At 63.1% G+C, this 13,293-nt stretch carries 13 protein-coding genes; 7 read left to right on the forward strand and 6 right to left on the reverse strand.

What is annotated here, in order from left to right:
• Nucleotides 1-87 precede the first annotated feature (87 nt).
• The 4 genes from THL1_RS08490 to THL1_RS08505 all read left to right on the forward strand — a co-directional run bounded on the left by THL1_RS08490 (nt 88) and on the right by THL1_RS08505 (nt 3,772).
• Nucleotides 88-996, forward strand: coding sequence for an ABC transporter permease (locus THL1_RS08490; RefSeq protein ID WP_069082856.1), 909 nt, complete (start codon nt 88-90; stop codon nt 994-996).
• Nucleotides 993-1,838, forward strand: a complete 846-nt coding sequence (locus THL1_RS08495) for an ABC transporter permease (RefSeq protein WP_069082857.1) — start codon at nt 993-995, stop codon at nt 1,836-1,838. Before THL1_RS08490 ends, THL1_RS08495 begins: the two co-directional genes overlap by 4 nt.
• Nucleotides 1,839-1,851: 13 nt before the next feature.
• Complete coding sequence (locus tag THL1_RS08500; RefSeq protein ID WP_069082858.1) at nt 1,852-2,907, forward strand: ABC transporter ATP-binding protein; 1,056 nt, start codon at nt 1,852-1,854, stop codon at nt 2,905-2,907.
• A gap of 82 nt (nt 2,908-2,989) precedes the next feature.
• Nucleotides 2,990-3,772, forward strand: a complete 783-nt coding sequence (locus THL1_RS08505) for an SDR family oxidoreductase (protein ID WP_069086454.1) — start codon at nt 2,990-2,992, stop codon at nt 3,770-3,772.
• Between the two features lie 100 nt (nt 3,773-3,872).
• On the opposite strand, the gene THL1_RS08510 is transcribed toward THL1_RS08505, so the two are convergent.
• Nucleotides 3,873-5,486, reverse strand: coding sequence for an FMN-binding glutamate synthase family protein (locus THL1_RS08510; RefSeq protein WP_069082859.1), 1,614 nt, complete (start codon nt 5,484-5,486; stop codon nt 3,873-3,875).
• Nucleotides 5,487-5,899: 413 nt separating this feature from the next.
• On the opposite strand from THL1_RS08510, the gene THL1_RS08515 reads away from it, so the two are divergent.
• Nucleotides 5,900-6,874, forward strand: a complete 975-nt coding sequence (locus tag THL1_RS08515) for an IS110 family transposase (RefSeq protein WP_069081544.1) — start codon at nt 5,900-5,902, stop codon at nt 6,872-6,874.
• Nucleotides 6,875-7,141: 267 nt separating this feature from the next.
• On the opposite strand, the gene THL1_RS08520 is transcribed toward THL1_RS08515, so the two are convergent.
• The 5 genes from THL1_RS08520 to THL1_RS08540 all read right to left on the reverse strand — a co-directional run bounded on the left by THL1_RS08520 (nt 7,142) and on the right by THL1_RS08540 (nt 12,024).
• Nucleotides 7,142-7,843, reverse strand: coding sequence for an ABC transporter ATP-binding protein (locus THL1_RS08520; RefSeq protein ID WP_069082860.1), 702 nt, complete (start codon nt 7,841-7,843; stop codon nt 7,142-7,144).
• A 3-nt stretch (nt 7,844-7,846) separates the two neighbouring features.
• Nucleotides 7,847-8,614 carry a high-affinity branched-chain amino acid ABC transporter ATP-binding protein LivG gene (livG, locus tag THL1_RS08525; protein ID WP_069082861.1) on the reverse strand — a complete coding sequence of 256 codons (768 nt, stop codon included), beginning with the start codon at nt 8,612-8,614 and terminating at the stop codon, nt 7,847-7,849.
• Nucleotides 8,611-9,867 (reverse strand): high-affinity branched-chain amino acid ABC transporter permease LivM, encoded by a 1,257-nt coding sequence (locus tag THL1_RS08530; RefSeq protein ID WP_069082862.1) that lies wholly within the window; start codon nt 9,865-9,867, stop codon nt 8,611-8,613. Before THL1_RS08530 ends, livG begins: the two co-directional genes overlap by 4 nt.
• Entirely contained in the window at nt 9,864-10,787 is a 924-nt protein-coding gene (gene livH / locus THL1_RS08535) for a high-affinity branched-chain amino acid ABC transporter permease LivH (protein ID WP_069082863.1), read from the reverse strand. Before livH ends, THL1_RS08530 begins: the two co-directional genes overlap by 4 nt.
• Nucleotides 10,788-10,902: 115 nt before the next feature.
• Nucleotides 10,903-12,024, reverse strand: coding sequence for a branched-chain amino acid ABC transporter substrate-binding protein (locus tag THL1_RS08540; RefSeq protein WP_069082864.1), 1,122 nt, complete (start codon nt 12,022-12,024; stop codon nt 10,903-10,905).
• Nucleotides 12,025-12,377: 353 nt separating this feature from the next.
• Between THL1_RS08540 and THL1_RS08545 the strand changes: the two genes are divergently transcribed.
• Nucleotides 12,378-12,695: a DUF2288 domain-containing protein gene (locus THL1_RS08545; RefSeq protein ID WP_069082865.1), complete on the forward strand. Its 318-nt coding sequence runs from the start codon at nt 12,378-12,380 to the stop codon at nt 12,693-12,695.
• 149 nt (nt 12,696-12,844) lie between these two features.
• Entirely contained in the window at nt 12,845-13,213 is a 369-nt protein-coding gene (locus THL1_RS08550) for a DUF5064 family protein (protein ID WP_069082866.1), read from the forward strand.
• Nucleotides 13,214-13,293 lie beyond the last annotated feature (80 nt).

Genomic DNA, 13,293 nt, shown 5'->3' on the forward strand with positions numbered 1-13,293 from the left:
CGGCGTCTGCCGTGAATCGCGCCGGGCGGCTGGCCTTGGGCTGTCCGTCCGGACGCGTGGTTTCCCTGTTCTGACGAGACGAGCGATATGGAACACATTGATCTGACCGAACCGGTCGGCGCGGCACCTCTGCGCCCGACAAAGGCGGTTTCCCCTACTGTGCGGGCCTGGCTCTTCCTGACTCCTTCTATGCTGTTCCTGGCCGTGCTGGTGGCCGCCAGCCTGCTGGTGCTGCGCATGAGCATCGGCGAGAAGGGTGCGGAGTGGAGCGGGTTCAGCCTGGCCAGCTATGCCCAACTGGCCGAGCCCTACTACCTGAAATCCCTGTTGCTGACCTTGCGCCTGGCGCTCTTCAGTGCGCTGATCGCGGTGGCCCTGGCGATCCCGGTGAGCTATTGCATGTCGCGCCTGCAGTCGCCATTCCTGCGCCGGGTGTTCCTGGCCGCGGTGCTCCTGCCGTTGCTGGTGAACCTGCTGCTGCAAAGCTACGGCTGGCTGGTGATCCTCGGTCCGGCCGGCATGCTCAACCAGGCATTGATGGGGCTGGGGCTGATCGACCGACCGATAATGCTGCTCTACAACCAGACCGGCGTGTTGATGGGGCTGGTGCAGACGGCCTTCCCGCTGGCGGTGTTGCCCATCGCCAGCGCCATGCGCGGCGTGTCGCGCACCTACGAAGAGGCGGCCGCGACCCTGGGCGCCAGCCGCGTGCGGGTGTTCTGCCAGGTGGTATTGCCGATGAGCCTGCCGGGTATTTTCACCGGCGCCACCCTGGTGTTCGCCTACAACGCCAGTAGCTTCGTGGTGCCGCTGCTGCTCGGTGGGCGGCGCGTGCCGATGCTGGCGGTGATGGTGCATGACCAGATCGCGCCGCTGATGAACTGGCCCGCGGCTTCCGCCGCCGGCGTGGTGCTGATCGTTACCACCCTGGCGATCATGACCTTTTCCGAGTACGTCACTGGCCGTCGCCGCCGCATGCTGGAGGCTTCGCAATGAGCAATCCTTTCCGTACCCACGCGGCGCTACCGGGGGAAACCGGCCGCTTCGCGATGATTCTTTCCGGCGTGATCCTGTTGCTGGCGGTGCTGCCGATCCTGACCATGATCGTGATGTCCTTCAGCGGCGCGTCGAACCTCGATTTCCCGCCGTCGAACTACAGCCTGCAATGGTACGAGGCGGCCTGGCGCACCTTCGTCTCGCCTGATGCCAGCGATGTGCTGAGCCTGGGCCAGGCGCTGACCACCAGCCTGCTGGTGTCCTGCCTGACCATGGTGCTGGCCACCCTGGTCGCGGTGCCGGCGTCTTACGCGTTGACCCGCTGCGAGTTCCGTGGCAAGGCCGTGGCGCTGCAACTGATGTCGCTGCCGCTGGTGTTCCCCATGGTGGTGCTGGGGCTGGCGCTGCTGCTGGTGTTCGACAGCCTGCCGTTCCACATGGATACCTCGCGGCTGGTGATCGCCCACGTAATCCTCGCCCTGCCCTTTGTGGTGAAGAACTGCACGGCGGCCATGGTTTCCATCGGTACCGAGGTGGAGGAGGCCGCGCAGATGCTCGGCGCATCGCCGCTGCGGGCGATCCGCGATGTGGTGGTGCCGCTGATGCGCTCGGGCATCCTGGCCGGGATGCTGCTGGCCTTCATCGTGTCGTTCAACGAGTTCACCGTTACCTACTTCCTCTACAACATCGATGTGATGACCGTGCCGATCTGGATGTACAGCCGCACCGTGTCGTCTCTCGATCCCACCGTATTTTCCTTTGCCGTGCTGATCGTGCTGATCGACTTCGCCCTGATCTGGGCGCTGGAGAAGCTGGTTGGCGATGGCGGCGTGTCTTTCTGAGTCGAGGTGAAGCATGTCTGGACTGATTCTGCAAAAAGTCGAAAAACGCTACGGCTCCATCTGTGCCGTGACGGACGTCAACCTGCACCTGCCCGAGGGCAAACTGGTGTGCTTCCTCGGCCCTTCGGGCTGCGGCAAGACCACCTTGCTGCGGATGATCGCCGGCCTTGAGAGCTTGAGCTCCGGGCAGATCCTCCTGGATGGCAAGAACATCGGCTACACCCCAGCGCACGAGCGCAACTTCGGCATGGTGTTCCAGTCGCTGGCGCTGTTCCCGCACATGACGGTCGGCGAAAACATTGCCTACCCGCTGCGCCTGCGCAATGTGCCCAAGGCGGAGCAGCAGGCGCGGGTGGCCGAGCTGCTGCAGATGATCCAGTTGCAGCAGATGGTCGACCGGCCGGTGTCCCGGCTTTCTGGCGGGCAGCGCCAGCGCGTGGCCATTGCCCGCGCCATCGCCTCGCACCCCAAGCTGTTGCTGCTGGATGAGCCCTTGTCGGCGCTGGACGCCAAGCTGCGCGAGTCGATGCAGATCGAGATCCGCCAGCTGCAGCAGCGCCTGAACATCACCACCATCATGGTCACGCACGACCAGCGTGAGGCCATGACCATGGCCGACATCGTGGTCGTACTGGGCGAGCATCGGGTGCAGCAGGTGGGCACGCCGATCGAGATCTACCGCAACCCGGCCAACGAGTTCGTCGCCGACTTCATTGGCACCGGCAACATCTTCCCGGCCACTGCCCTGGGCAGCGGACGCGTGGGCCTGCCCGGCGGCGCGGCGATCCAGGCTCCGATTTGCAGCAGTATCCAGGCCGGCGCGCCGATCAAGCTGTTGGTGCGCCCGGAAGACTTGCAACTGTCGGCGCCCCAGGCCGGCGGCGCCAACAGCGTGCCGGGTACGGTGACCTTTGTACGGGACATCGGCGCCACCATCGAGACCACAGTGGAATGCTCCGGCGTTTCCCTAACCGCGCTGACCACGCCTTGCCAGGACATTGGCCTCGCCATCGGCAACCCGGTGTCGGTGACCATTCCGGAGCACGCCTGTCGGGTGCTTTCGGCATGAGTCATGACGCGTTGTTTGGCCATTGGCCTCGATCAGCGTCAGGCGCACACTGGCGGGTGAACCTGGAAATGGAGTGCTGATCATGGACCTTCAACTTGAAAACCGCAGTGCCCTGGTGTGCGGCGGCAGCTCCGGGTTGGGTTTCGGCGTGGCCGAGGCCCTGGCCAGGGAAGGGGTGCGGGTCTGCCTGCTGGCGCGCAATCTGTCGAAGCTGGACCTTGCCGTAGAGCGCATCCGCCGTAACGGCGGAGAGGCGCAGGCGGTTGCGGTGGATCTGAACGACCTGGGCGCCGTGGACATGGCCATCGAACAGGTCGTTGCGGCCATCGGCGCGCCGGACATTCTGGTTGCCAACAATGGTGGGCCGCCGCCGATCAATGCGGTGGATTTCGACCCGTCACTCTGGCATCGCCAACTGGACGCCATGTTGCTGAGTACCATGGCGCTGGTGAACGCTTTCCTCCCCGGTATGCGTCAGCGACGCTTCGGCCGCATCCTGATGATTTCGTCCACCAGTGTGGTGGAACCCATTCCCGGCCTGGTGCTGTCCAGCGCCTTGCGCGGCGCCTTGGCCAACTGGGCCAAGTCGCTGTCCGCTGAGGTGGCGGCCGATGGGGTGACGGTGAATACCCTGATGCCCGGTTCGTTCTGGACCGAGCGCACCGAAACCCTGCTGCTGCGTGCGGCTGAGCGCAGCGGCACACCGGTATCCAGCTTGATGGCCAAGGAGCAGGCGGCGATTCCGGTGGGGCGCTATGGCGCGGCGGAGGAGTTCGGCGCGATGGCGGCGTTTCTGGCCAGTCCGCGGGCCAGCTATGTGACCGGAGTGCTGATTCCGGTGGATGGCGGGGTGCTCAAGGGGTGACTCTGTTTCGCGAATGAATTCGCTCCCGCAAGAAGGTGCCGCGACCATCCTGTGGGAGCGATTTCAATCGCGATGAGGCCGCGAAGCGGCCCCACATTTCTCACCAGGCACACGACGGCTCGAAGCTGTCCGCGCGAGCCATGGCCCACATGCGTTCGTAGAAGTCTGCCTCGATCTTGTCCTTGAGCAGGTCGCCTGGATTGAGGAAGACGTGAATCTGCGAGAACAGGCGGATTTCCTTGTCTGATACGCGTCGCACCAGATGGCGGGGCTCCAGTTGGTTTGGGTGTTCGAGGCCGGCGGCGGCCAGCATCTCGGCCAGGGCCTTGAGGGTGTTGCGGTGGAACATCTGCACCCGCTGCGCCTTGTCCGGCACGACCAGGGCGCGCTGGCGCAGTTTGTCCTGGGTGGCGACGCCGGTGGGGCACTTGTTGGTGTGGCAGGACTGCGACTGGATGCAGCCAATGGCGAACATGAAACCACGTGCCGAGTTGGCCCAGTCTGCGCCGATGGCCAGCACGCTGGCGATGTCGAAGGCGCTGATGATCTTACCGCTGGCGCCGAGCTTGATCTTGTCCCGCAGGTTCAGCCCAACGAGGGTGTTGTGCACGAACAGCAGCCCTTCACGCAGGGGCACGCCGATGTGGTCGGTGAATTCCAGCGGTGCCGCGCCGGTGCCGCCTTCCTTGCCGTCGATGACGATGAAGTCGGGAAGGATGCCGGTTTCCAGCATGGCCTTGGCGATGCCCATGAACTCCCACGGATGACCGAGGCAGAGCTTGAAGCCCACTGGCTTGCCGCCGGACAGCTCCCGCAGTTTGGCGATGAACTGCATCATTTCGATGGGGGTGGAGAAGGCACTGTGGCGCGAGGGCGAGATGCAGTCTTCGCCCATGGGTACGCCACGGGTGAGGGAGATTTCTTCAGTGACCTTGTGCTTGGGCAGGATGCCGCCGTGCCCGGGCTTGGCGCCCTGGGAGAGCTTGATTTCGATCATCCGAACCTGCGGGCTGCGTGCCTGGGTGGCGAAGCGTTCCGGGTCGAACTGGCCGTCGCTGGTGCGGCAGCCGAAGTAGCCGCTGCCCAGCTCCCAGACCAGGTCGCCGCCGTTCTCGCGGTGGTAGGGGCTGATGCTGCCTTCGCCGGTGTCGTGATAGAAGTTGCCGAGCTTGGCGCCACGGTTCAGCGCTCGGATGGCGTTGGCGCTGAGGGAGCCGAAACTCATGGCCGAGATGTTGAAGACCGAGGCCGAGTAGGGCTGGCTGCACTGCGGCCCGCCTACTACGACGCGAAAGGAGGTCGGGTCGCTGAGCGGCGCCGGGCGCATGGAATGGCCGATGAATTCGTAGCCGGACTTGTACACGTCGATCAGGGTGCCGAAAGGTTTGTCACCCCCTTCGTTCTTGGCCCGTGCATAGACCAGCGAGCGCTGGGCGCGGGAGAAGGGCAGGCGGTCATCGTCGGCCTCCAGCAGGTACTGGCGGATTTCCGGGCGAATGCCTTCGACCAGGTAGCGGATGTTGCCGAGGATGGGGTAATTGCGCCGCACCGCATGGCGCGACTGCAGCAGGTCGAGCACGCCGAGCGTACTGAGTACAGCAGCGAGCAGCGTGAAGGGCCAGATCCATTCGTGGCCGGTGAAGGGCAGGCTGAAGAGGGTGAACAGCGCGCAGAAGGCGAAGAAGGCGTAACGGCTCAGTAGCGAAAGGCTCATGCGGACTCCTTGTTTGCAGGTTCCGGCACAGCGTAGTGCGAATGGGCGGGAATTGCCTTGCCGGGGCTCAAGGACAAGACCTGAATCGATGTAGGTTGGTGCTGAGCCTGCGAAGCCCAACGATTCGAGGTCCCCGGGTGTTTCCTGCGTTGGCCCTCGCTGCGCTCGGACCAACCTTGTATCTCGACTACCACCCTCTCAAGGGGTGATAGTCCCCGACTGATCATCGGGGGAGAGCCAGGAAGCCGTGTCCACCCTTAGGCCTCGAGCCCGACCCGTAGATAGTGCCCTGGCCCTCCACACTCACTCAGATAGCTCGAACGGTATCTAGAGCCCACTTCAAGTGAGAGCTCGCATTCACAAGGCCGGGCCGGGTGCAGTGATGATCACTCTGGATGGATTGAGGAGGTTGCATGTCCAGCATCGTCGGCATTGACATTGCCAAGCACAGTTTCGATATCGCCACCCTGCAGGCCAACGGCAAGTACCGCAGCAAGGCCAAGCTGATCAACGCCGCAGAGGGCTTTCAGGTGTTGCAGGAGTGGTTGAACAAGCACAGCGAACCTGGGGCCTGGATCGTGATGGAGGCGACGGGTACCTACCACGAGGCGCTGGCTGAGCACTTTTACGCGCTGGGCTACCGGATTTGCGTGATGAATCCTGCGCAGATTGCCTATTACGCGCGAAGCCAGTTGCAACGGGTCAAGACGGATCAGGTCGACGCCAAGCTGATTGCCAGCTACGGCGAGCACCATCAAGATGAGCTGCGCGCCTGGCAACCCGAGCCTGCCGCGATCCGCCGTCTGCGTGCCCTGGTGCGGCGCCTGCAGGATCTCAAGGAGATCGAGCAGATGGAGCGCAATCGTCTGGGGGTGGCCGATGCCAGCGTGCAAGAGTCGATTCACTCAGTGCTGCAGCGTGTCGAAGAGCAGATTGCCGAGACCCTGAAAACCATCCGCGACCATATCGATGATGATCCAGACCTGCGGGGTAAACGCGATCTGCTGACCAGCATCGATGGTATCGGCGAGCAGACTGCCGCCCTGCTCCTGGCGGAACTGGGTGATCCGCTGCAGTTCGAGAGCGCGCGAGCGATCACTGCCTTTGCCGGGCTGAATCCGAAGCTACAGGATTCGGGTAAGCATAAAGGGCACGTACGCATTTCCCGTGTGGGCTCAGCGCGGCTACGCGCGGGCCTGTACATGCCGGCGATCACCTCGATGACCCACAACCCCGCGATCAATGCCCTGGCACAGCGCCTGCGCGCCCGCGGTAAGGCCGGAAAGCAGATCGTCTGCGCGGCCATGCGCAAGCTGTTGCATATCGCCTATGGCGTACTGAAATCCGGCCAGCCATTCGATGCCCAACTGGCCCTTGCCCGGGGCTAAACAAGACGGTATCTACGGGGCCGCCGCGCGACCCTTGGCGAATGAATTCGCCCCTACAGAGGCCGCGCCAGAGCGAGGAGGTTTTCGTAGGTTGGCGTAGAGCGCAGCGAAACCCAACGCTTCGGCGCCTGTGCCGTGCCACGTTGGTCCGCGCCGGCTCGGACCAACCTACGAGGCCGCTGCGGCTGATTGACATGGAATCTCCCACAAGGGGCCGCCAGAAAAGAAAACGGCCCGCGAGGGGCCGTTTCTTTTACTGCGAGGGCGTCAGCCGCCGAGGTAGGCGTCGCGGACCTTGGGGTCGTTGAGCAGGTCGTCGCCGCTGCCCTGCATGACGATGCGCCCGTTCTCCAGCACATAGCCACGGTCGGCCAGCTTGAGCGCCTGGTTGGCGTTCTGTTCCACCAGGAAGATGGTTACGCCGTCCTTCCGCAGTTGCTCGATGATGTCGAAGATCTGCTGGATGATGATGGGCGCCAGACCCAGCGAAGGCTCGTCGAGCAGCAGCAGCTTGGGCTTGCTCATCAGCGCGCGGCCGATGGCGAGCATCTGCTGTTCGCCACCGGACATGGTGCCGGCGCGTTGCTCGAAACGCTCCTTCAGGCGCGGGAACAGGTGCAGCACTTTGTCCATCTGCTCCTGGAAGTCGCCCTTGGCGGTGAAGAAGCCGCCCATGGCCAGGTTTTCTTCGACGGTCAGGCGGGCGAACACGCGGCGGCCTTCCGGCACGACGGCGATGCTCTTGCGCATGATGTCGCAGGATTCCTGGCCGACCAGCTCGTCGCCTTCATAGCGAATGCTGCCGCTGGCCGCACGCGGCGAGCCGCAGAGGGTCATCAGCAGGGTCGACTTGCCGGCACCGTTGGCGCCGATGAGGGTGACGATCTCGCCCTTTTTCACATCCATGCTGACGCCGTGCAGCGCCTGGATCTTGCCGTAGAAGGTGGAAACCTTGTCGAAAGTAAGCATGGTTCAGGCCTCCCCCAGATAGGCTTTGATCACGTCGGGGTTGTTGCGGATCTGCTCCGGCGTGCCGTCGGCCAGGGGGGTGCCCTGGTTGATCACATAGATGTGGTCGGAAATGCTCATCACCAGCTTCATGTCGTGCTCGATCAGCAGCACGGTCACGTTGTGCTCGTTGCGCAGCATGGCGATCAGCGCCTTGAGGTCGTCGGTCTCACGCGGGTTGAGGCCGGCAGCCGGTTCGTCGAGCATGAGGATGCGCGGGCGCGTCATCATGCAGCGGGCGATTTCCAGGCGACGCTGCTGACCGTAGGCCAGGGTGCCGGCCGGGCGGTTGGCGACGTCGGTGAGGTTGACCTTCTCCAGCCAGAGGGCGGCGTATTCCATGGCCTCGCGCTCGCTCTTGCGAAAGCCCGGGGTCTTCAGCAGGCCGGCGAGGAAGTTGGTGTTGAGGTGGCGGTGCTGGGCGACCAGCAGGTTCTCCACCGCAGTCATTTCCTTGAACAGGCGGACGTTCTGGAAGGTCCGTACCACGCCCTTGCGGGCGATCTTGTGGCCCGGCAGGGCTTCGATCTGCTCGCCATCCAGGCGGATGCTGCCGGAAGTCGGCTGGTAGAAGCCGGTCAGGCAGTTGAACACGGTGGTCTTGCCGGCGCCGTTCGGGCCGATCATGGAGACGACTTGTTTTTCCTGTACGGTCAGACCCACCCCGTTGACGGCCAGCAGGCCGCCGAAGCGCATGGTGAGACCGCTTACTTCGAGAATCGGGCGGCTCATCGTTTCAGCTCCAGGTGGGGACGTTGCATCGGCAGCAGGCCTTGCGGGCGCCAGATCATCATCAGCACCATCAGAACGCCGAACATGAGCATCCGGTACTCGCTGAATTCACGCATGAGTTCCGGCAGCAGGATCATGACGACTGCGGCGAGGATCACGCCCAACTGGGAACCCAGGCCACCCAGCACCACGATGGCGAGGATGGTCGCCGACTCGATGAAGGTGAAGGACTCAGGGGTCACCAGGCCTTGGCGCGCGGCGAAGAAGCTGCCGGCAAAACCTGCGAAGCAGGCGCCCAGGGTGAAGGCTGAGAGCTTGATGATCGTCGGGTTGAGACCCAGCGCGCGGCAGGCGATCTCGTCTTCGCGCAGGGCTTCCCAGGCGCGACCCAGCGGCATGCGCAGCAGACGGTTGATCACGAACAGGGCAAACAGGGCCAGCAGCAGGGCGACCAGGTAGAGGAAGACCACCTTGTTCACCGAGTTGTAGGCGATGCCGAAGTACTCGTGGAAGGTCTGCAGGCCTTCTTCGGCGCGGCGCTCGAAGGTCAGGCCGAACAGGGTCGGCTTGTCGATGTTGCTGATGCCGTTCGGGCCGCCGGTCAGCCAGGTCATGTTGCGCAGCAGGAGGCGGATGATCTCGCCGAAGCCCAGGGTCACGATGGCCAGGTAGTCACCGCGCAGGCGCAGCACCGGGAAGCCGAGGATGAAGCCGAAGAACGCGGCCATCAGGCCGGCGATCGGCAGGCATACCCAGAAACCCAGGCCGTAGTAGTGCGAGAGCAGGGCATAGCTGTAGGCGCCGACGGCGTAAAAGCCGACGTAACCCAGGTCCAGCAGGCCCGCCAGGCCAACCACGATGTTCAGGCCAAGGCCCAGCAACACGTAGATCAGGATCAGCGTGGCGATGTCCACGGCACCGCGGGAGCCGAAGAACGGCCAGACCAGGGCGACCACGATCAGACCGAGGACGACCCAGCGCTGGGTGGACGGCAGGGTGAGGAAGTGGCTGGTGCTCTTCGACATACCCGGCAGTTTGGGCGCGGCGGCCCAGGCGCCCTGCACCTTGTCGCGCATCATCTGCCAGACGAACATGGCCACGGCGCACGCTGCGATGGCCAGCAGGGTCGGGGTGTCGGCGCCGGTGACCACCAGGCCCACGCCGACGACGCTGAGTTTCAGGCCGAGGACGGGGTAGGCGACGGCCAGCACCAGGAGGGCGCTGAAAAACGCCGTTTTGAGTCGAGTATTCATACCTTCTCCACCTCCGGACGGCCAAGGATGCCGGTCGGCCGGAACAACAGGACCAGAACCAGCAGGCTGAAAGCCACGACGTCCTTGTACTGGTCGCCGAAGATGTCGGCGCCGAAGGCTTCGGCCACGCCCAGCACCAGGCCACCGAGCATGGCACCCGGAATACTGCCGATGCCGCCGAGTACGGCCGCGGTGAAGGCCTTGATACCGGCGAGGAAGCCGATGTGCGGGTTGATCACGCCGTATTGCATGCCCAGCAGCACCGCGGCCACGGCGGCCAGGGTGGCGCCGATGACGAAGGTCAGGGCGATGATGTTGTTGGTGTTGATGCCCAGCAGGTTGGCCATGCGGATGTCTTCAGCGCAGGCGCGGCAGGCACGGCCCAGGCGCGAACGGGAGATGAACATCGTGAGGCCGTACATGACCAGGAAAGTGACGACGAAGATCAGGATCTGCATATAGGAGATCACCACGCCGTTCATGGTGCTCTCGCCGAACACGAAGTTGCCTGGAATCAGGTTCGGGATCGCCTTGTCCTTGGAGTCCTGGGTCAGCAGTACTTCGTTCTGCAGGAAGATCGACATGCCGATCGCGGAGATCAGCGGGATGAGCCGGTTGCTGCCGCGAAGGGGGCGATAAGCGACCCGTTCGATGCTGTAGCCGTACGCGCTTGCAACGATGATGCTCGCCGCGAAAGCCGCGACGATGACGATCGGAAGGCTTTCCAGCCCGAGCATGGTAAGCCCGGCAATCACGATGAAGGCTACGTACGAGCCAATCATGTAAACCTCGCCGTGGGCGAAGTTGATCATGCCGATGATGCCGTAGACCATGGTGTAGCCGATGGCGATCAGGGCATAGGTGCTGCCAACGGTGAGCCCGTTAACCAGCTGTTGCAGATAGTGGTAGAGATCAGGCATTCCCTAACTCCTCGGGCATCACGAAAAGCGGCGCTTGTGGCGCAGCGGAGCCCGTAAAACACGGATAAACAAAGCCCACTGCCGTAGCAGTGGGCTTTGCGTTCAGGCGGGAAGCTTATTTAGCTTCGGTTTTGGTGCCGTCCTTGTGCCACTCGTACACCACGAAGCTGAAGTCCTTCAGATCGCCCTTCTCGTCGAAGGCCAGGTTGCCGGTCGGGGTAGCGAAGGTGTTGGCGCGCAGGGCGGCAGCGACCTTGGCAGTGTCGTCTTCGCCGGCTTTCTTGATGCCTTCGGCGATGACTTGAACGGCAGCGTAGGCCGGGAACACGAACGGACCGCTCGGGTCTTCGTTCTTGGCCTTGAACGCTTCTACCAGGGCCTGGTTCTTCGGATCCTGGTCGAAGGACTTCGGCAGGGTAACCAGCAGACCTTCGGAAGCCGGGCCAGCGATGGCGGACAGCTCTTTGTTGCCCACGCCTTCCGGACCCATGAAGCGGACTTTCAGACCTTTTTCAGCCGACTGGCGCAGCAGCAGGCCGAGTTCCGGGTGGTAGCCGCCGTAGTAGACGAAGTCCACACCGGCCTGTTTCAGCTTGGAAACGATGGTGGAGAAGTCCTTGTCGCCAGCGTTGATACCTTCGAACAGGGCGACTTTCACGCCTTTGCCTTCCAGGGTCTGCTTGACGGCAGTGGCGATGCCTTCGCCGTACTGCTGCTTGTCGTGGATGACAGCGACGGTCTTCGGCTTGATGTGATCAGCGATGAAGTTGCCGGCGGTCGGGCCTTGCAGGCTGTCCAGGCCGATGGTGCGGAACACCAGCTGGTAGCCACGGGAGGTGATGTCCGGGCTGGTGGAAGCCGCGGTGATCATCAGGATGCCTTCGTCTTCATAGATGTCGGACGCAGGCTGGGTGGAGCTGGAGCAGAGGTGGCCAACCACGTAGTGAACACCGTCGTTGACGATTTTGTTGGCGACGGCAACGGCCTGTTTCGGATCGCAAGCGTCGTCGTAGACCACGCCTTCGAGCTGAGCGCCGTTCACCCCGCCGGCCTTGTTGATCTGCTCGATCGCCATCTTGGCGCCAATGAATTGCATCTCGCCGTACTGGGCGACCGCACCGGTCACCGGGCCAGCCAGGGCGATCTTGATGGTGTCAGCCGCTACGGAGTAGCTGGCGACACTGGCCAGAGCCATGGCGGCGAACAGTTTGGAAATCTGCTTGGTAGCCTTGTTCATAGTGCTCCACTCTTGTGTTTTTCGTTGTTGTTGTCCTGTTTGCCGAAGCTACGGGACAGGGAATTGCACCCCGCCAACACCCCCCGGCAACTGTACCGGAACAGTGTAGATTGCTGATTTACGGCTTGAAAAGTCGGGTTTTGATGGCGGAATGATCTGGTGTCGCTTAATTGAAACAAACGTATAGAAATACGGCGTGTCTTGGTTGTGGTTGGAGTCGTCAGGCCGGGCTCGTCTGATTGTTGGCCGAAGTGAGGGCCGGTTGAAGTTTCCCTGGCTCGCAACAAGCCCTCCACAGCCCCTATCATTGTTCCCCCCAAATCCATTCGTTACCAACCAACACAGAACACGCCATGAACGACAACGCTAGCACCCTCTATGCCAAGCTGCTCGGCGAAACCGCCGCCATCACCTGGGAAGAGCTACAGCCCTTCTTCGCCCGGGGTGCCTTGCTCTGGGTCGAAGGGGCGGAAGACCTGGTGGCCATTGCCCTGGCGGTGGCGGAAGACGACAAACCCCAGGTCGCGGCGCTGCTGGCCTCCGGCAAGCTCAGCAAGGTGGAAGAATCCCGCGCACAGGACCTGCTGGCGCGTGACCCGAGACTCTGGGCTGTCGTGGTGGCTCCCTGGGTGCTGATCCAGGAACGTGACGAGGCGCCGACCCGTCACTGACGAGGCGCTCGTGGACGCCTGGGACGGGCGTCCAGGAGGGTGCCGATTGCCTGACCCTGCACGGGCTAGGGGCAGCCGGCGAAACTGGTGGGGCGAGCTAGACTGTTTCCACCTACTACTTCTCTTCGCTATCCACAGGGAGTGCCATCATGTTCGAGCCGGGCCATGTACATCGGGCCAACATCCCCGGAATCCCGGGGCAGCAGGAGTTCTCCATCGACCTCTACTACGAGGCTCGTCCTGACGCGAAGGAAGGCACCATGCTGCACTTCCGCATGGTGGGCGAGATCGGCGGCAAGCATTTCGAGGAGGAGTTCGAGATGCACCGCGACACGGCGTTCAACTTCGCCAGCGTAGTCTCCAAGGTCGCGGTGAAGCATGGGCTCAACCCCAACAACACCCTGATCATGCGCAACCACAAGGAATACGACCTGATCTTCGAAGATATCCGCCGCGTACTGGGCGCCGAGCCGGGTGAGACCGTGAACTTCGACCATTTGGAAAAGGACGGTCTCTGATCCCTGTCCCGGTGGAGGCCGCATCGTGGTTTCCACCTTCCCGCTCGCTTCGATTCTGAGTCAATCGGTGCTGACGGGTA

The sequence above is a fragment of the Pseudomonas sp. TCU-HL1 genome, from assembly GCF_001708505.1.
In the GTDB taxonomy this organism is placed as follows: Bacteria; Pseudomonadota; Gammaproteobacteria; order Pseudomonadales; family Pseudomonadaceae; genus Metapseudomonas.

Coding starts and splice junctions, on each gene's coding strand:
- THL1_RS08490 (WP_069082856.1), top strand. CDS start 88: ATGGAACACATTGATCTGACCGAACCGGTCGGCGCGGCACCTCTGCGC.
- THL1_RS08495 (WP_069082857.1), top strand. CDS start 993: ATGAGCAATCCTTTCCGTACCCACGCGGCGCTACCGGGGGAAACCGGC.
- THL1_RS08500 (WP_069082858.1), top strand. CDS start 1,852: ATGTCTGGACTGATTCTGCAAAAAGTCGAAAAACGCTACGGCTCCATC.
- THL1_RS08505 (WP_069086454.1), top strand. CDS start 2,990: ATGGACCTTCAACTTGAAAACCGCAGTGCCCTGGTGTGCGGCGGCAGC.
- THL1_RS08510 (WP_069082859.1), bottom strand. CDS start 5,486: ATGAGCCTTTCGCTACTGAGCCGTTACGCCTTCTTCGCCTTCTGCGCG.
- THL1_RS08515 (WP_069081544.1), top strand. CDS start 5,900: ATGTCCAGCATCGTCGGCATTGACATTGCCAAGCACAGTTTCGATATC.
- THL1_RS08520 (WP_069082860.1), bottom strand. CDS start 7,843: ATGCTTACTTTCGACAAGGTTTCCACCTTCTACGGCAAGATCCAGGCG.
- livG (WP_069082861.1), bottom strand. CDS start 8,614: ATGAGCCGCCCGATTCTCGAAGTAAGCGGTCTCACCATGCGCTTCGGC.
- THL1_RS08530 (WP_069082862.1), bottom strand. CDS start 9,867: ATGAATACTCGACTCAAAACGGCGTTTTTCAGCGCCCTCCTGGTGCTG.
- livH (WP_069082863.1), bottom strand. CDS start 10,787: ATGCCTGATCTCTACCACTATCTGCAACAGCTGGTTAACGGGCTCACC.
- THL1_RS08540 (WP_069082864.1), bottom strand. CDS start 12,024: ATGAACAAGGCTACCAAGCAGATTTCCAAACTGTTCGCCGCCATGGCT.
- THL1_RS08545 (WP_069082865.1), top strand. CDS start 12,378: ATGAACGACAACGCTAGCACCCTCTATGCCAAGCTGCTCGGCGAAACC.
- THL1_RS08550 (WP_069082866.1), top strand. CDS start 12,845: ATGTTCGAGCCGGGCCATGTACATCGGGCCAACATCCCCGGAATCCCG.